The organism is Pseudomonas sp. Tn43, assembly GCF_014192635.1.
GTDB lineage: Bacteria > Pseudomonadota > Gammaproteobacteria > Pseudomonadales > Pseudomonadaceae > Aquipseudomonas.
Genome location: NZ_JACHYG010000007.1, coordinates 28,108 through 45,484, shown reverse-complemented (window position 1 = coordinate 45,484; position 17,377 = coordinate 28,108). Strand labels below are relative to the sequence as shown.

Annotated in this window: 16 protein-coding genes; 6 read left to right on the top strand and 10 right to left on the bottom strand. The window is 59.3% G+C overall.

The genetic code is table 11. The annotated features are described in order from the left end of the window. Window positions 1-7: 7 nt before the first annotated feature. From FHW68_RS18655 to FHW68_RS18640, 4 genes are all read left to right on the top strand, one after another. Complete coding sequence (locus FHW68_RS18655; RefSeq protein WP_095632242.1) at window positions 8-1,072, top strand: imelysin family protein; 1,065 nt, start codon at window positions 8-10, stop codon at window positions 1,070-1,072. A 14-nt stretch (window positions 1,073-1,086) separates the two neighbouring features. Next, the gene (locus tag FHW68_RS18650) at window positions 1,087-2,184 is read left to right on the top strand and encodes a DUF1513 domain-containing protein (protein ID WP_095632243.1); all 1,098 of its coding nucleotides are present in this window, start codon (window positions 1,087-1,089) and stop codon (window positions 2,182-2,184) included. A gap of 207 nt (window positions 2,185-2,391) precedes the next feature. Beyond that, window positions 2,392-3,540: an efflux RND transporter periplasmic adaptor subunit gene (locus tag FHW68_RS18645; RefSeq protein ID WP_095632244.1), complete on the top strand. Its 1,149-nt coding sequence runs from the start codon at window positions 2,392-2,394 to the stop codon at window positions 3,538-3,540. 13 nt (window positions 3,541-3,553) lie between these two features. After that, entirely contained in the window at window positions 3,554-6,580 is a 3,027-nt protein-coding gene (locus FHW68_RS18640) for a multidrug efflux RND transporter permease subunit (protein ID WP_095632245.1), read from the top strand. A gap of 184 nt (window positions 6,581-6,764) precedes the next feature. Here FHW68_RS18640 and FHW68_RS18635 read toward each other — a convergent pair whose 3' ends face one another. The 5 genes from FHW68_RS18635 to colR form a co-directional block, all read right to left on the bottom strand. Then, window positions 6,765-6,992: a hypothetical protein gene (locus tag FHW68_RS18635; protein WP_095632246.1), complete on the bottom strand. Its 228-nt coding sequence runs from the start codon at window positions 6,990-6,992 to the stop codon at window positions 6,765-6,767. After that, on the bottom strand, window positions 6,992-7,708 hold the full coding sequence (locus FHW68_RS18630; protein WP_183682167.1) for a lipopolysaccharide kinase InaA family protein: 717 nt from the start codon (window positions 7,706-7,708) through the stop codon (window positions 6,992-6,994). The genes FHW68_RS18635 and FHW68_RS18630 overlap by 1 nt, the downstream gene beginning before the upstream one ends. 4 nt (window positions 7,709-7,712) lie before the next feature. Beyond that, window positions 7,713-8,381, bottom strand: a complete 669-nt coding sequence (locus FHW68_RS18625; RefSeq protein WP_095632248.1) for a class I SAM-dependent methyltransferase — start codon at window positions 8,379-8,381, stop codon at window positions 7,713-7,715. A 136-nt stretch (window positions 8,382-8,517) separates the two neighbouring features. After that, window positions 8,518-9,798, bottom strand: coding sequence for a HAMP domain-containing sensor histidine kinase (locus FHW68_RS18620; RefSeq protein WP_183682164.1), 1,281 nt, complete (start codon window positions 9,796-9,798; stop codon window positions 8,518-8,520). After that, window positions 9,788-10,471, bottom strand: a complete 684-nt coding sequence (gene colR / locus FHW68_RS18615) for a two-component system response regulator ColR (RefSeq protein ID WP_095632250.1) — start codon at window positions 10,469-10,471, stop codon at window positions 9,788-9,790. Before colR ends, FHW68_RS18620 begins: the two co-directional genes overlap by 11 nt. A 219-nt stretch (window positions 10,472-10,690) precedes the next feature. Here colR and FHW68_RS18610 point away from each other — a divergent pair, with 219 nt between their 5' ends. Next, window positions 10,691-11,434, top strand: a complete 744-nt coding sequence (locus FHW68_RS18610; RefSeq protein WP_095632251.1) for a phosphatase PAP2 family protein — start codon at window positions 10,691-10,693, stop codon at window positions 11,432-11,434. 193 nt (window positions 11,435-11,627) lie between these two features. Here FHW68_RS18610 and groL read toward each other — a convergent pair whose 3' ends face one another. The 4 genes from groL to FHW68_RS18590 all read right to left on the bottom strand — a co-directional run bounded on the left by groL (window position 11,628) and on the right by FHW68_RS18590 (window position 15,138). Then, the gene (groL, locus tag FHW68_RS18605) at window positions 11,628-13,271 is read right to left on the bottom strand and encodes a chaperonin GroEL (protein WP_095632252.1); all 1,644 of its coding nucleotides are present in this window, start codon (window positions 13,269-13,271) and stop codon (window positions 11,628-11,630) included. A 50-nt stretch (window positions 13,272-13,321) separates the two neighbouring features. Further along, on the bottom strand, window positions 13,322-13,615 hold the full coding sequence (locus FHW68_RS18600) for a co-chaperone GroES (protein WP_095632253.1): 294 nt from the start codon (window positions 13,613-13,615) through the stop codon (window positions 13,322-13,324). Window positions 13,616-13,863: 248 nt separating this feature from the next. Beyond that, window positions 13,864-14,340, bottom strand: coding sequence for an FxsA family protein (locus FHW68_RS18595; protein ID WP_095632254.1), 477 nt, complete (start codon window positions 14,338-14,340; stop codon window positions 13,864-13,866). A gap of 66 nt (window positions 14,341-14,406) precedes the next feature. Further along, window positions 14,407-15,138, bottom strand: a complete 732-nt coding sequence (locus FHW68_RS18590) for a HugZ family protein (RefSeq protein WP_183682161.1) — start codon at window positions 15,136-15,138, stop codon at window positions 14,407-14,409. A 162-nt stretch (window positions 15,139-15,300) separates the two neighbouring features. Here FHW68_RS18590 and FHW68_RS18585 point away from each other — a divergent pair, with 162 nt between their 5' ends. Further along, window positions 15,301-16,059 carry an SDR family oxidoreductase gene (locus tag FHW68_RS18585; RefSeq protein WP_183682158.1) on the top strand — a complete coding sequence of 253 codons (759 nt, stop codon included), beginning with the start codon at window positions 15,301-15,303 and terminating at the stop codon, window positions 16,057-16,059. Between the two features lie 92 nt (window positions 16,060-16,151). On the opposite strand, the gene apbC is transcribed toward FHW68_RS18585, so the two are convergent. Next, window positions 16,152-17,246 (bottom strand): iron-sulfur cluster carrier protein ApbC, encoded by a 1,095-nt coding sequence (gene apbC, locus FHW68_RS18580; RefSeq protein WP_183682155.1) that lies wholly within the window; start codon window positions 17,244-17,246, stop codon window positions 16,152-16,154. Between the last annotated feature and the right edge of the window lie 131 nt (window positions 17,247-17,377).

Here is a 17,377-nt window from a genome sequence, read left to right as displayed (position 1 = left end):
GCCCGACATGTTCCGTCCCAAATTATTGTTCACCAGCCTTGCCGCCCTCGCTCTGGGCGCCTGTTCGCCCCAGGACCCACAAGCGGTCACGTCGGCAGCCATCGCCAAGCAAGTGATCCTGCCGACCTACAGCCGCTGGGTCGAAGCCGACCGTCAATTGGCGGTCAGCGCCCTGGCGTTCTGCCAAGGCAAGGAAAACCTCGAAACCGCCCGCGCCGACTTCCTGCACGCACAAAAAGCCTGGGCCGAGTTGCAACCGCTGTTGATCGGGCCGTTGGCCGAAGGCAACCGTTCGTGGCAGGTGCAGTTCTGGCCGGACAAGAAGAACCTGGTCGGCCGTCAGGTCGAGCAACTGGTGACCGCGCAACCGCAGATCGATGCTGCCGCCCTGACCAAGTCAAGCGTGGTTGTGCAGGGGCTCTCGGCCTACGAATACATCCTGTTCGACAGTAAGATCGACATGGCCGACAGCACGCAGAAAGCCAAATACTGCCCGCTGCTGACCGCCATTGGCGAACGCCAGAAACAACTGGCCGAAGAGATCCTGTCGCGCTGGAACACCAACGACGGCATGCTCGCGCAGATGAGCAAGTTTCCCAACCAGCGCTACGCCGACTCTCACGAAGCGATCGCCGATCTGTTGCGCGTGCAAGTGACGGCGCTGGACTCTTTGAAGAAAAAACTCGGCACGCCGATGGGCCGTCAGAGCAAGGGCACGCCACAGCCATTCCAGGCCGATGCGTGGCGCAGCCAATCGTCGCTGCAGGGCCTGCAAGCCAGCCTGAGTGCGGCGCAAACCGTTTGGGTCGGTGTCGACAACAAAGGCCTGCGCGGCCTGTTGCCGAGCGAGCAGAAACCCTTGGCCGACAAGATCGACGCAGCCTATGCAACGTCCCTGAAACTGTTCGCCAGCAACCAGCGCTCGTTGACCGACATGCTCACCGACGAGGCCGGTCGCCAGCAGCTCAACGCGATCTACGACAGCCTCAATGTTGTGCATCGCCTGCACGAAGGCGAACTGGCCAAGGCGCTGGGCATCCAACTGGGCTTCAACGCCAACGACGGTGACTGATGAGGGCAAGTGCCATGCTGCGACGCCAGGCTCTGACGTTAGGGAGTTTGCTGCTGGGTGCGGTGACACTGGGCGGCTGGACGCTGTTCAAACAAAAGGACAAAAGCCCGCTGCTGCTCTCGGCGCGGGATGACGTTGACGGCAAACACTACGCCGTCGGTTATCGACTGGATGGCACCCGGGTGTTTGCCACCCAGGTCGGCCAGCGTTGCCACGACATCATCAACCACCCGACGCGGCCGATAGCGCTGTTCGTCGCCCGGCGTCCGGGCACCGAGAGTTACCTGATCGACCTGCGCGACGGCACGTTGTTGCAAACCGTGGTTTCGCAGCCGAACCGGCACTTCTACGGGCACGCAGTGATTCACCAGAGCGGCAAATGGTTGTACGCCACCGAGAACGACACCTCCGATCCGGGCCGCGGCCTGCTCGGTGTGTATCAATTCGAAGGTGAGCGACTGGTGCACAGCGGCGAGCTTTCCACCCACGGTGTCGGCCCGCATCAGGTGTCGTGGATGCCCGATGGCGAGACGCTGATTGTGGCCAACGGCGGCATTCGCACCGAGGCCGAAAGCCGGGTCGAGATGAACCTCGACGCGATGGAGCCGAGCCTGGTGTTGATGCAGCGCGATGGCACTTTGTTGAGCAAGGAAACACTGGCTCAGCAGATGAACAGTGTGCGGCACTTGGGCGTTGCCAGCGACGGCACCATTGTCGCCGGCCAGCAATTCATGGGCGCTGCCCACGAGTCGTCGCAGCTGCTGGCGATCAAGCGTCCCGGCCAACCGTTCGTGGCGTTCCCGGTGCCCGAGCATCAGTTGCAGGCCATGGGGCATTACACCGCCAGCGTCGCCGTCCACAGCGAACTGCGTCTGGTCGCCCTGACGGCGCCGCGAGGCAACCGCTTTTTTATCTGGGACCTGGACAGCGGTGACGTGCGCCTGGATGCGCCACTTCCCGACTGCGCCGGCGTCGGAGCCGTGGCCGATGGTTTTGTCGTGACCTCCGGTCAAGGACGCTGCCGGTACTACGATTGCCGCCAGACAACCCTTGTTGCAAAACCGCTGGAATTGCCTGCGGGGCTCTGGGACAACCATCTGCATCTGATCTGATCCCACCCGCCCCTTGTAGAAGCGAAGCTTGCTCGCGAAAGCAATATATCAGTCGGTATTTGCGCTGACTGACACACCGCTTTCGCGAGCAAGCTTCGCTCCTACAGGTTTTGTACTCGCTTGTAAAAAGTGGCAGTTGGATTCACTGCCACACTCGGAGTAATGTTCCCGCCTGTCTCATCCGGTTTTCTCCAAGGAAATGGAAATATGCTGCGCCGCCGCATGCTGATCATGTTGGGTATTGTTCTGCTAATCGTGCTGCTGCTGGCCGGTTATAAAGCCTTTTCTATCTACACGATGATGCAAGGCTTTTCCGCGCCGAAACCGCCGATAAGTGTCGCCGTGGCCACCGCCACCGAACGTCCGTGGCAAAGCCGTTTGCCAACGGTCGGCACCCTCACGGCGCTGCAAGGGGTCGACCTGAGTCTGGAGATCGCCGGCACCGTCAAAGAGGTGCAGTTCGAGTCCGGGCAGAAGGTCAAGGCTGGTCAGCCGATCCTGCAACTCGACACCGCCGTTGAAACCGCCCTGCTGGCCACCGCCCAGGCCGACCTGGGACTGGCGCAACTGGATTATGGTCGCGGCAGCCAACTGGTGGGCAGCCAGGCTATTTCCAAAGGCGAGTTCGACCGACTCTCGGCGGTGTTGCAAAAGAGCCGGGCCACGGTCAATCAGCTCAAGGCGGCACTGGAGAGAAAACGCATCCTCGCCCCGTTCAGCGGGACCATCGGCATTCGCCGGGTGGACGTTGGCGACTACGTGGCCAGCGGCACGATGATCGCCACCCTGCAAGACCTCAGCAGCCTCTATGCCGACTTCTTTGTGCCCGAACAATCCGTGCCGAAAATCGCCTTGGGCCAACCCGTACAGGTGACAGTCTCGGCCTATCCGGCACAGAGCTTCCCCGGGACCATCAGTGCGATCAACCCGAAGGTCGAGAGCAGCACCCGCAATGTCCTGGTGCGTGCCACCCTGGCCAACCCCGATGGCAAATTGCTGCCGGGCATGTTCGCCAGCCTGCAGGTACTGTTGCCCGATCCGCAGCCACGCATTGTGGTGCCCGAAAGCGCGATTACCTACACCCTTTATGGCAACTCGCTGTACGTCGTGGCGCAGAAAAAGGCCGAAGACGGCAGCGTCGAAAAAGACGATAAGGGCGAGCCGATCCTGATCGCCGAACGGCGCTTCATCGAAACCGGCGAGCGCCGCGACGGGATGGTCATGATCACCAAAGGCGTGCAGAACGGCGAAAAAGTGGTCACGGCCGGCCAGATCAAACTGGACCACGGCGCGCACATTGCCATCAGCGACGACAAGACCCTAGCCGAGAAGAGCAGTCCGCCGCGCGCTGACTGATCAAGGAATCCACATGGCTTTTACCGATCCGTTCATCCGCCGCCCGGTGCTCGCCACCGTGGTCAGCCTGTTGATTGTGCTGCTGGGCTTCCAGGCCTGGAGCAAGTTGCCGCTGCGCCAATACCCGCAAATGGAAAACGCCCTGATCACGGTGACCACCTCTTACCCCGGGGCCAACGCCGAAACCATCCAGGGCTACATCACCCAACCGATGCAGCAGAGCCTGGCCAGCGCCGAAGGCATCGATTACATGACGTCGGTCAGTCGCCAGAACTTCTCGGTGATTTCGATCTACGCGCGCATCGGTTCCAATAGCGACCGCTTGTTCACCGAACTGCTGGCCAAGGCCAACGAGGTGAAGAACCAGCTGCCCCAGGACGCCGAAGACCCGGTGCTGAGCAAGGAAGCCGCCGACGCTTCGGCACTGATGTACATCAGTTTCTTCAGCGACGAACTGAGTAATCCGCAGATCACCGATTACCTGTCGCGGGTCATCCAGCCGAAACTGGCGACCCTGCCGGGGATGGCCGAAGCCGAGATTCTTGGCAACCAGGTATTCGCCATGCGCCTGTGGCTGGACCCGGTGAAGCTCGCCGGTTACGGCCTGAGTGCCAGCGATGTGACCAACGCCGTGCGCCAGTACAACTTCCTCTCCGCCGCCGGCGAAGTGAAAGGCGAGTATGTGGTCACCAGCATCAACGCCAACACCGAACTCAAATCCGCCGAAGCCTTCGGTGCGATTCCGCTCAAGGTCGATGGCGACAGCCGCGTGCTGCTGCGGGACGTGGCGCGGGTCGAGATGGGCGCGGAAAACTACAACACCATCAGCTCTTTCGGTGGCACGCCGTCGGTGTACATCGGCATCAAGGCCACGCCCGGCGCCAACCCGCTGGATGTGATCAAGGAAGTGCGCAAGATCATGCCGGAGCTGGAAGCCCAGTTGCCGCCGAATCTGAAGGGTGAAATCGCCTACGATGCCACGCTGTTCATTCAGGCCTCCATCGACGAAGTGGTGAAAACCCTGTTCGAAGCGGTCCTGATCGTGATCGTGGTGGTGTTCCTGTTCCTCGGCGCCTTGCGTTCGGTGGTGATCCCGGTGGTCACCATTCCGCTGTCGATGATCGGCGTGATGTTCTTCATGCAGATGATGGGTTACTCGATCAATCTGCTGACGTTACTGGCGATGGTATTGGCCATCGGGCTGGTGGTGGACGATGCCATCGTGGTGGTGGAAAACATCCACCGGCATATCGAAGAAGGCAAGACGCCGCTGGATGCGGCTATCGAAGGTGCCCGGGAAATCGCCATGCCGGTGGTGTCGATGACCATCACCCTGGCGGCGGTCTATGCGCCGATCGGTTTCCTGACCGGCCTGACGGGGGCATTGTTCAAGGAGTTCGCCCTGACCCTGGCCGGGGCGGTGGTGATCTCCGGCGTCGTTGCCCTGACGCTGTCGCCGATGATGTGCGCCCTGCTGCTGCGCCACGATGAAAACCCTACCGGCCTGGCCCATCGCCTGGACGTGATCTTCGAAAGCCTCAAGCGCCGCTATCAGAGCGTGCTTCATGGCACCCTCAATACCCGGCCGGTGGTGCTGGTGTTCGCGCTGATCGTGCTGTGCCTGATTCCGGTGCTGCTGAAATTCACCAAATCGGAGCTGGCGCCGGACGAGGACCAGGGCGTGATCTTCATGATGGCCAGCGCTCCGCAGACGGCCAACCTCGACTACCTGAACACCTACACCGACGAGTTCCTCACGATTTTCAAGGAGTTCCCCGAGTACTACTCCTCGTTCCAGATCAACGGTTTCAACGGCGTGCAATCGGGGATTGGCGGCTTTCTGCTCAAACCCTGGAACGAACGCGAGCGGACCCAAATGCAGATTCTGCCCGAGGTCCAGAGCAAGCTGGAAAGCATCCCCGGGTTACAAATCTTCGGCTTCAACCTGCCCTCCCTGCCGGGCACCGGCGAAGGCTTGCCGTTTCAATTCGTGATCAATTCCGCCAACACTTACGAGTCGTTGCTGGAGGTAATGGACCGGGTGAAAAAAAGAGCGATGGAATCCGGCAAGTTCGCTTTCGTCGATGTTGACCTGGCTTTCGACAAACCCGAAATCGTCGTCGATATCGATCGGGCCAAGGCCGCACAAATGGGCGTGTCCATGCAGGCCCTGGGCGGGACCCTGGCGACGTTATTGGGTGAGGCGGAAATCAACCGTTTCACTATCGAAGGCCGTAGCTACAAAGTCATTGCGCAGGTGGAGCGGCCTTTTCGCGATAACCCCGACTGGCTGAACCACTATTACGTCAAGAACACCCAGGGCGAATTGCTGCCCCTGTCGACCCTGATCACCGTGACCGACCGGGCTCGCCCCCGCCAGTTGAACCAGTTCCAGCAACTCAATTCGGCGATTCTTTCCGGGGTTCCGCTGGTCAGCATGGGTGAAGCCATCGACACCGTGCGCCAGATCGCCCGGGAAGAAGCGCCGGCGGGTTACGCTGTCGACTATGCCGGCGCATCGCGGCAGTACGTTCAGGAAGGCAGCGCGCTGTGGGTCACCTTCGCCTTGGCGCTGGCGATCATCTTTCTGGTGCTGGCCGCTCAGTTCGAAAGTTTCCGCGACCCACTGGTCATTCTGGTCACCGTGCCGCTGTCGATCTGTGGCGCGTTGATCCCGCTGTTCCTTGGCTGGTCGAGCATGAATATTTATACCCAAGTGGGCTTGGTGACCCTGATCGGGCTGATCAGCAAACACGGGATTCTGATCGTCGAGTTCGCCAACCAGTTGCGCAAAGAGAAGGGCCTGTCGCCTCGCGAAGCAGTGGAGGAAGCGGCGGCCATTCGCCTGCGTCCGGTATTGATGACCACGGCGGCGATGGTGTTCGGCATGGTGCCCTTGATCATCGCCACGGGCGCGGGTGCGGTCAGCCGGTTCGACATCGGCACGGTGATCGCCACGGGGATGTCGATCGGGACGCTGTTCACCTTGTTCGTATTGCCGTGCATTTACACATTGCTGGCCAAGCCTGATAAACCTTGACGTCAAAAGATCGCAGCCTTCCAGACGGTGATCGTTCCCACGCTCTGCGTGGGAACGCAGCCCGGGACGCTCCGCGTCCCATCTAGAGGCATTCTCACGCAGAGCGTGGGAACGATCGGCAACCTTGACGTCAAAAGCAAAAGGCCTCGCAACTGCGAGGCCTTTTATTTGGGCTTCAATTTGTTCAACTCTGTGGCCTCAGTCCTTGAGAAAGTCCGAACATGAACAGTAACAAGTCATGATCGGGTTGAGTGGCCACGGGTGCTTTGGCAACCCGGGGCAACGGACAATGCGCGTCACTGTGAACGGAGCTGAGGACTTGCGTACGGGGCTGCTCCCATGCCGCCACCGCCAATGAAGCAACTGCCAAGGCTCCGGCTAAAAACAAACCTCGTGCAATTTCGAGTTTCATTAATATAAGCCTTTGATAGCGCTGCCAAACGCCGTCTCATAAAAATAGACGAGTTTTTTCCAGTCCGTATCGCTGAACGACGAGTGGCGGCGCAGCTGTTTCAGGTCATGTGCAGCCGCTTGATGAGGGGTCAAGCGCTGCCGACATTTTTCCAGATCGATCAACGCCACCTCGACCCTGGCTGACTCGCCTTCGCCGGTGACGCGCACGAATACGTGCTTGATGTAGATACAGCTGTGTTGCCAACGGCCCTTGTGCATGCGGGCCAGGTTATCGGCCAAATCCTTCAATACGCGATCGTGCACCGCCTCACCGTAACGCTCGCGACCACCCTCCGCGTACCAGTGTTTGATTTCCCCGAAACCATCCAGGGATTTGGTAACCAGCAAGGCGCGCCATTTGTGCACGGGATCGCGCTGCGCCCCGCAGAAAACGATTTGCGGAACACGAACGTCGAGTAGACGCAAAGCAATGAGCGCATCGCGCTCGCGTAACACCGTCGGTCGGCCAAACGGGTGGCATGCGCTGCGATAGAGATGCCCGGTTTGACGCTTGATGTAGAGCAATTGCCCATCACTGCCCACAACGCGCTGCACGCCACTTTCGCCACCGCGACGGACATTGGGTTCTTCTACCCATTCGCCGCGCAGGTTCCAGAAATAGTCGAAGCGGTCCGGAGAAACCGCTGCCGTCTGTGCGGCACATTGCATTGCCATCTTGTTACCTCTTGCGTAATACGTACACCCGCCACATGGCATAGAACGGTAAAAAATCCAGGTACTCCTGGATCCGAAAACCCGCCTGCTCGAATTCCTTTTCAACCGTGGCGGCCGGTAACACAAATCGATTCTGGTACCCCTCCTGACGACGTCGTTTCTCGGCGCGTTTGCGTTTCCAGGCCTTGAAATTGCCGTCCACCCACAACGAAACAATTACGCTGTCACGGGTGACACGTTCGAATTCGCGCAGGATCGCCAGTCGATGCTCGGCTTCACCGATGTGATGAAGCAAGCGCATGCAGAAAATGCTGTCGACAGCGTTATCGGGCAGGGCAATGTCGAATGCAGAAGTGTGCAAGGGTTGTACCCGTTTCACCACGTCGGCGGGTTGCGCCTGCACGGCCACTTTCAACATGGACTCCGAGTTGTCGGCCCCAATGATGACTCGGTTGTGTTTTTCAGCCAGCAGCGGCCAGAAACGTCCCGCGCCGCACGGCAAATCCAGGACCAACCCAGGTTCACCGGCCAGCGTCAGCGCTTTTCGCGCCAGCTGTTCGTCACGCCAGTGGGACAGCCGGCGGTTAAGTCCCTCCTGATGCTTGCGCAAATATTTCTGTGCGTGCTGATCGTCGTATTTCTCGGAAAAATCGAGTTTGATCGGGCCAGCCATCTGCGGTCTCCTGAACGTCTGATGGCTATCACCTTAGGTAATGCGCTGTCAGCGTCAGGTCATGCGTGTGTGAAAAATTTGTCATGTAAAACCCGGAACTATTTCAGGGTTTTACCAGGCCGAATTTCGTTTCCTGTCAGATCCGGGACGGACTCAAATCCACCTGAAAGCGGCAACCATTGGGTTTCATGTTGGTCAGGCTGACGTTCCAGCCCTGGTTCTCGCAAATCCGTTGCACCAGCGACAACCCTAACCCGAGGCCCTCGCCGCGTTTCTCGTTGCCGCGCACGAAAGGCTCGAACATCGCCTCGCGTTTTTCCTCGGGAATGCCTACGCCGCTGTCCTCGACCACAAATCCCGTGTCTGTCAGGGCGAGGAGGATGTAGCCGTGCTCGGTGTAATGCAGCGCATTCCGCAGCAGGTTGCCCATCACCGCATGCAAAAGGGTGGCGTTGTAGCGGCTGTCCGGTGGATTGTCCGGCTCGAAGTTCAGTGTCAGGCCCTTGGCCTCGATCGGCTCGCGCCATTGAGAAAGTAGTCCGTCAGCCACTTGGCTCAGGGTCTGCTGGGGAGCCATGCTGGCGTCTTCATGTTGAGCGCGGGCCAGCATGAGGAAGGTTTGCACCAGCTCGCGCATTTCGGCACACGCACGGGCAATTCGCTCCACTTGAGCACGGCCGCGCTGATCGATACCGGGGTTTTCCAGCAACAGCTCACAGGAACTGGCCAATACCATCAACGGCGTGCGTAGCTCGTGGCTGACGTCGCTGGTGAACAATCGCTCACGGGTCAATGCTTGACGCAAACGCCCCAGGGTGGCGTCGAAGGCCACGGCCAGTTCACCCACTTCATCGGCGGCATAGTCTGGCGCCAGCGGCGGCGCCAGCCCCAGCAGTTGATCGCGATGACGCACCTGACGGGCCAGTCGCACCACTGGCGCCATAACCTTGCGGGCCAGCACCCAACCCAGAAATACCGCCAATGCCAGGCTCAGAACGAACCCCACCAGCACCACGGCAAACAACACCCGCTCACGCTCTTCGAAATCGCTCTGGTCCTGCATCAGCACGTAGCGCCGGCCATCAACGATTTCTACCATCGCGTGATACGACAGTTGCTCGCGAAAGACTTCATGAAAGCCCGAATCCAGGTGTCGCAAATCCTTGGGTAATTCGAAATCTCCCGGCCCACCGCTGAAATAAAACAGCTGGTCCGGCTCGGGTCGGTGGCTCCAGTCCGACACGCTGTCCATCAGCAACAGGCGCTGCAAATCGCCGCCCAGACCTGCCGAAATCAATTTTTCCTCAACCAGGTGCACGGTCGCCACAATTCCCATGGCAAAGGCTCCCGCCACCAGCGCGCTCATCAACGCAAAAGCAATGATGATCCGTTGCGCAAGGCTCTGCTTAAACTCCATCACGGCCCTCGGCCAAGCGATAACCGACGCCATGCACCGTGTGCAGCAAGGGCTTGTCGAACGGCTTGTCGATTACCTGACGCAGTTGATGGACGTGGCTGCGCAGGCTGTCGCTGTCTGGACAGTCATCGCCCCACAGGGCTTCTTCGAGAACTTCGCGGCGTAACACATGAGGGCTTTTCTGCATCAACACGGCCAGCAACTTCAGGCCCACCGGGTTGAGTTTCAGCAGACGACCTTCGCGCGTCACTTCCAGAGTATCCAGGTCGTAGCTCAGATCACCGACTTGCAAGGCACGGCGACCGCCCCCTTGGGCGCGGCGCATGACCGCCTCGATCCGCGCGGCGAGCTCGGACAGGGCAAAGGGTTTGATCAAATAGTCGTCGGCACCGGACTTGAAGCCTTGCAAACGGTCATCCAGTTGATCGCGGGCAGTGAGCATGATCACTGGCGTATTGCGGCGGGCGTCTTCGCGCAGACGTTTGCACAAGGTGTAGCCGTCGATGCCAGGCAGCATGATATCGAGCACGATCAAATCGTAATGCTCGGTGGCCGCCAGGTGCAGGCCCGACAAACCGTCCTGCGCGCAATCCACGGTGTAACCCTTGAGCCCCAGATAATCAGCCAGATTGGCCAGGATATCGCGGTTGTCTTCAACCAATAGAATTCGCATCGGCACCTCCTCCGTACACAGTAACGGCTGTCTTGGCGCGCAGCTTAATGGCAAGTGTGGCTCCAGGGATAGGGCGGTGTGCGGGGGGCAATCGGACAAAAAAGGCCTTGGGCAGCGTTAACAACTTTTTCACCATCGATTCACAGGCTGACGACAGCGCCCTGGCCAGACTCCTCGCGGTTGCGCTCTTCAGAACCTTTCACTGACCAGGTAATTGCCATGGCTTCGACCGCTGCCCGCCCCATTTCCAGGCCATTGAACGCCTGGCGATACCTGGGAGTGCCCGCCCTTGCGGCGATCATCTTGCTACTGCTTGAGCTGACCTCTCTGGACATGGACCTTGCCAAGCGGTTTTATGACCCGATCGCCGGCGAGTTCATCGGACGGCACAGTTACCTGCTGGAAAACATCCTGCATGACCGGGCCAAGCAAGTGGTCATCGCCTTTTCGGTGTTCGCCATCCTGGGCTTCATCGGCGCCTTTTTTGTGGAGAGGCTCAAACCGTTCAAACGTGAATTGGGGTGCCTGGTGCTGTCTTTGGCACTGGCAACCTCGTTCGTCACGCCGGTCAAAGCCGTGACAGCGGTGCAATGCCCATGGAGCCTGGAGCAATTCGGCGGGCACGAAACCTACAGCGAACTGCTCAGCCCTCGCCCGCCCACCGACAAGCCGGGGCGCTGCTGGCCGGGGGGTCATGCGGCAACCGGTTTCACGCTGTTTGCGTTGTACTTCGTATTGCGCGACCGTCGCCCGCGTCTGGCACGCAAGGCGTTTGTCTTTGCCTTCGCGTTGGGCTCGGTGTTCTCCATCAGCCGGATGATGCAGGGTGCACACTTCTTTTCACACAACGTATGGACAGCGATTTTCTGCTGGCTGATTTGTCTGGGGGCGTATTACTGCATCCTTTATCGACCGGCTTCCAAGCCAGAGCGAGTAGCCAAGGCGGAACCTGTCAACGTCTGATCTGACGCCTTGGCGGGCAAGCCTCGCGCCTACAGGTTCAGGGCGTGCGCGGACATTGCGTCCGACTCAATACCTGTAGGAGCGAGGCTTGCCCGCCAAGGGGCCCTCATGAACAACGCACCTTTCTGACAGGCAATAAAAAACCCCGCCGGCTTAACGCCGGCGGGGTTTTTATGTACGGGTTAAGGCTGGCTTACATCATGCCGCCCATGCCGCCCATACCGCCCATGTCTGGCATGCCGCCGCCAGCTGGTGCGTCTTCCTTGATCTCGGCGATCATGGCTTCGGTGGTGATCATCAGGCTGGCAATCGACGAAGCCGCTTGCAGAGCCGAACGAGTCACTTTAGCCGGGTCCAGGATACCCATTTCGATCATGTCGCCGTATTCGCCGGTCGCAGCGTTATAACCGAAGTTACCCGAACCCTGCTTGACCTTGTCGACGACTACGCTTGGCTCGTCGCCGGAGTTGGCAACGATCTGACGCAGTGGCGCTTCAACAGCGCGACGCAGCAACTGGATGCCAACGTTCTGGTCATCGTTGTCGCCTTTGAGCTCGGAGATAGCCTGCAGAGCGCGAACCAGTGCCACGCCGCCGCCAGGTACCACGCCTTCTTCAACGGCTGCACGGGTAGCGTGCAGGGCGTCTTCAACGCGGGCTTTTTTCTCTTTCATTTCAACTTCGGAACCAGCGCCAACCTTGATCACTGCAACGCCGCCAGACAGCTTGGCCAGACGCTCTTGCAGTTTTTCACGGTCGTAGTCGGACGAAGTATCAGCCACTTGCTGACGGATCTGCAGAACGCGAGCCTGGATGTCAGCCTCAACGCCGGCACCGTCGATCACGGTGGTGTTTTCTTTGGACAGGATCACGCGCTTGGCATTACCCAGGTGTTCCAGGGTAGTGCTTTCCAGGCTCAGACCGATCTCTTCGGAGATCACGGTACCGCCCGTCAGAACAGCGATGTCCTGCAGCATGGCCTTGCGACGGTCGCCGAAGCCTGGCGCCTTGACGGCTGCGACTTTAACGATGCCACGCATGTTGTTCACAACCAGAGTCGCCAGGGCTTCGCCTTCAACGTCTTCGGCAATGATCAGCAGTGGACGGCCGGCTTTGGCAACGGCTTCCAGCACTGGCAGCATTTCGCGGATGTTGGAGATCTTTTTGTCGACCAGCAGGATCAGCGGACCGTCCAGCTCGGCAGTCATGGTCTCTGGCTTGTTGACGAAGTACGGGGACAGGTAGCCACGGTCGAACTGCATGCCTTCAACAACCGACAGTTCGTTTTCCAGGCCCGAGCCTTCTTCAACGGTGATCACGCCTTCTTTACCGACTTTTTCCATGGCTTCGGCAATGATGTCGCCGATGGAGCTGTCGGAGTTGGCCGAGATGGTGCCGACCTGAGCGATGGCCTTGGTGTCAGCGCAAGGCTTGGACAGGGCTTTGAGCTCTTTGACGATCGCGATGGTCGCTTTGTCGATACCGCGCTTGAGGTCCATCGGGTTCATGCCGGCAGCGACGGCCTTCAGGCCTTCGTTGACGATCGACTGAGCCAGAACGGTAGCGGTGGTGGTGCCGTCGCCTGCGTCATCGTTGGCACGGGAGGCAACGTCTTTGACCAGCTGCGCGCCCATGTTTTCGAAGCGATCTTTCAGCTCGATTTCTTTGGCAACGGAAACGCCATCCTTGGTGATGGTCGGAGCGCCGAAGCTCTTCTCGATGATCACGTTACGGCCTTTAGGGCCCAGGGTCGCTTTTACTGCGTCAGCCAGGACGTTGACACCGGCGAGCATTTTCTTGCGGGCGGAATCGCCGAATTTAACTTCTTTAGCAGCCATGATCGATATTCCTTAAATACTTTGTAGTAGCGGGAAAATGAGCGGGGGAATCAGCCTTCGATAACAGCGAGGATTTCGTTCTCGCCGATGACCAGCAGGTCTTCGCCGTCAACTTTCACAGTGTTGCTGCCGGAGTAAGGGCCGAACACAACCTTGTCACCCACTTTCACGGCCAGCGCACGCACTTCACCGTTGTCCAGTGCTTTGCCTGGGCCTACAGCGAGGACTTCACCCTGGTTAGGCTTTTCAGCAGCCGAACCTGGCAGGACGATACCGCCAGCGGTTTTCTTTTCTTCTTCGCTGCGACGGACGACGACGCGGTCATGCAGAGGACGAAGCTTCATTGTCGATCTCTCCTAATTGTGGTTTTCATCGGCCGGTGTAGTCCCGGCGGGTTTAACAAATTCCGGCGGTGCCGGGTGCGGTTCGTCAAGCGAACCGCGGAAGTCTGTCTGGCGCAATTGCCAGAAACCTTGCGGTGACCGTTACATAAGGGCGTACAAGCTGATTTCAAGGGCGGGGAATGAAAAATTTTTATCTCAATGCCCTGAAAATGAACACGGCACCCGAAGGTGCCGTGTCGATGAAAATGTTACTTGGAATCGCGGTGTTCGAACTCGCCTTCAATCACGTTGGGCTCACGACCCAATGGCTGCTGCGGAGCAGGACCGCCCCGTGGCTGCAGATCATCGGCGAACGCACGCTGGCGCATCGCTTGCTCCTCGGCGCGCAAGCGCATTTTATTGGCCAGCAGTCGACGAGATATCGGCAGCAGCATGATCAGTCCCAGCACGTCAGTGACGAAGCCCGGCAGGATCAACAGACCGCCAGCCAGGGCCAGCATCAGGCCTTCGAGCATGGTCTGGGCTGGCAGCTCACCGCGATTCAGGCTTTCACGGGCACGCAGTGCAGTCGCCAGACCGGCGACACGCAGCACGAACACGCCAAGCATCGAGCCGAGAATGATCAGCAGCAGGGCCGGGAAAAACCCGATCGCCCCGCTGACCTTGACGAATACGAACAGCTCCAACACCGGGAACAGTAAAAAGAGCAACAAAAAAGGGCGCATCAAATGGTTCCTCAACGCAAGAATGCCTTGCCAGTGTTCCTTAGATGACGTCGCCGTTTCGTGAATTCAAGCGTCGGCCACCTCATTTTTCGGCCATTGCTCGGCGTGAGCCAGGAAAACCAAGGCTTCACGGACTTGTGTCGGCGTATTACAGGGCTTTTGAAACGGCAGCCAGTAAAGTCCCTGACCAATGCGCAGGTGCATGCCTTCGGAGTCAATGCCGGCCAATTGCGCCGGAGCGGTTTTCGGCAGCCCCGCCAGCTCGACATAGTGCGCAATGGCTTTAGCGTGATCGGCATTCATGTGCTCGACCATACTCACTTCGGCTTTGCCGGCGAACGGGTTGGCAAGGGTCAACTGATCGATCCAGTGGATTGCCCCGAAGCCGCCAATGTAGCGATGGCGTACCTCGTTAAGGACCCAGAAATCGAAATCATGGGCCTGGTGGTAGTTCTGCGAATCGGGGAAATAGCGATAGTAACGTTCGGCAGCCGCCTCGATGGCGGCGGTGTCTTGCAGCTTTTCTGCCTGCGCAAGGTAAGTCAGGCGACCAACGGCTTGTACGTCTTCGGCTTCACGCTCACCCACAAACAGCGAGCATTTCGGATCCTTTTGCAAATTATGGGTGTGCTGAGCGATGCGGCTGATAAGGATCAGCGGCCGGCCCTGCGCGTCCAGGCAGTACGGAACCACGGAGCCAAACGGGAAACCGGGCATCGCTTTGGAGTGCGTCGAGAGCACTGCGCGGTATTCCTTGAGAAGCAATTCTCGGGCATGCTTAGCCACTACAACGCTCAATTTATGACTCCTTATATAGAATCCGTCGAAGAAACGGACAGGCGCCTGGATAAAGTCTCAGCACGCCATAGGGGCAGTTCTCATGTGCAGCCAAGCCATATCAGGCTCAGATCGAGAGGCCTCTCCAAGGAAACCAGTTCGATCTGCCAAGGGGCTATGCGAATGCAACTCACTGACAAAGTAATCATTATCACCGGCGGTTGCCAGGGTTTAGGCCGTTCCATGGCCGAGTATCTCGCCGGCAAAGGCGCGAAGCTGGCGCTGGTGGACTTGAATCAGGAAAAACTCGACGCCACCGTCACCGCTTGCAAAGCCAAGGGTGTCGACGCCCGCGCCTACCTGTGCAACGTCGCCGATGAAGAGCAGGTGACCCGTATGGCCGCTCAGGTGGCCGACGATTTCGGCGCAATCCATGGCCTGATCAACAACGCCGGCATTCTGCGCGATGGCCTGCTGCTGAAGGTCAAGGACGGTGAAATGACCAAGATGAGCCTGGCCCAATGGCAGGCAGTCATCGACGTCAACCTGACCGGCGTTTTCCTGTGTACCCGTGAAGTCGCGGCAAAGATGGTCGAGCTGAAAAACAGTGGCGCGATCATTAATATCTCGTCGATTTCGCGCGCAGGCAACATTGGCCAGACCAACTACTCCGCCGCGAAGGCCGGTGTCGCCGCGGCGACCGTGACCTGGGCCAAGGAACTGGCGCGTTACGGCATTCGCGTGGCGGGCATTGCGCCGGGCTTCATCGAAACCGAGATGACCCTGAGCATGAAACCGGAAGCGCTGGAAAAAATGACCTCGGGGATTCCGCTCAAACGCATGGGCAAACCTGAAGAGATTGCCCAGTCAGTGGCCTACATTTTTGAAAACGACTACTACAACGGCCGGATTCTGGAATTGGATGGCGGGTTGCGGATCTAACGCAAGATCACGCTCCTGTAGGAGCCAGGCTTGCCGGCGAAAGCGGGCTTGAGGACGCCTTCGCCGGCAAGCCTGGCTCCTGCACAAACGATTTAATCGTCGCTGACGGTGATGTTCGGCATCGCTGGCGTTGCCGCTTCCTGCAACACAATGCGCGCGCCGACATGGCGGGCCAGTTCCTGGTAAACCATTGCGATCTGGCTGTCCGGCTCGGCGATCACCGTTGGCTTGCCACCATCAGCCTGTTCGCGGATCAGCATCGACAGCGGCAACGAAGCCAACAGTTCGACACCGTACTGGTTGGCCAGCTTCACACCGCCCCCCTCACCGAACAGATGCTCGGCGTGCCCGCAGTTGGAACAGATGTGCACGGCCATGTTTTCCACCACGCCCAGCACCGGAATGTTGACTTTGCGGAACATCTCCACGCCCTTGCGCGCGTCCAGCAATGCCAGATCCTGCGGGGTGGTCACGATCACCGCGCCGGCCACCGGGACTTTCTGCGCCAGGGTCAACTGGATATCGCCGGTACCTGGCGGCATGTCGATGACCAGGTAATCCAGATCGCCCCAGGCTGTTTGCGTGACCAGTTGCAACAGCGCACCGGACACCATCGGCCCGCGCCAGACCATCGGCGTGTTGTCGTCGGTCAGGAACGCCATGGACATCACTTCGACGCCATGGGCCTCAATCGGAATGAACCACTTCTGATCCTTGACCTGTGGTCGGGTGCCTTCGGGGATGCCGAACATGATGCCCTGGCTCGGACCGTAGATGTCCGCGTCGAGAATCCCGACTTTGGCGCCTTCGCGGGCCAGCGCCAGGGCCAGGTTGGCAGCCGTGGTGGACTTGCCCACACCGCCCTTGCCGGACGCCACGGCCACAACGTTCTTGACGTTGGCCAGCCCCGGAATCTGCGCCTGGGCCTTGTGCGCGGCGATCACACTGGTGATCTCGACGCGGGCGGTGACGACGCCGTCCAGGCCTTCAATGGCCAGTTGCAGCAACTGCGCCCAGCCGCTTTTGAACATACCGGCGGCATAGCCCAGCTCCAGCTGGACGCTGACGCGATCACCCTGGATATCGATGCTGCGCACGTACCCGGCGCTGACCGGGTCCTGGTTCAGGTAAGGATCGGTGTATTGGCGAAGGACGGCTTCCACCGCTGCACGATTGACGGCGCTCATGGGCAACTCCGATAGCAAGACTGGAAAAATCAGGCGGGTATCGTACCTGTTCTCTAGCCTGGACGGCATGCTTTCAGGATGTGACAAATATTCTATGGTCAGACCCCGCCTGTAGCAGCTGGCGAAGCCTG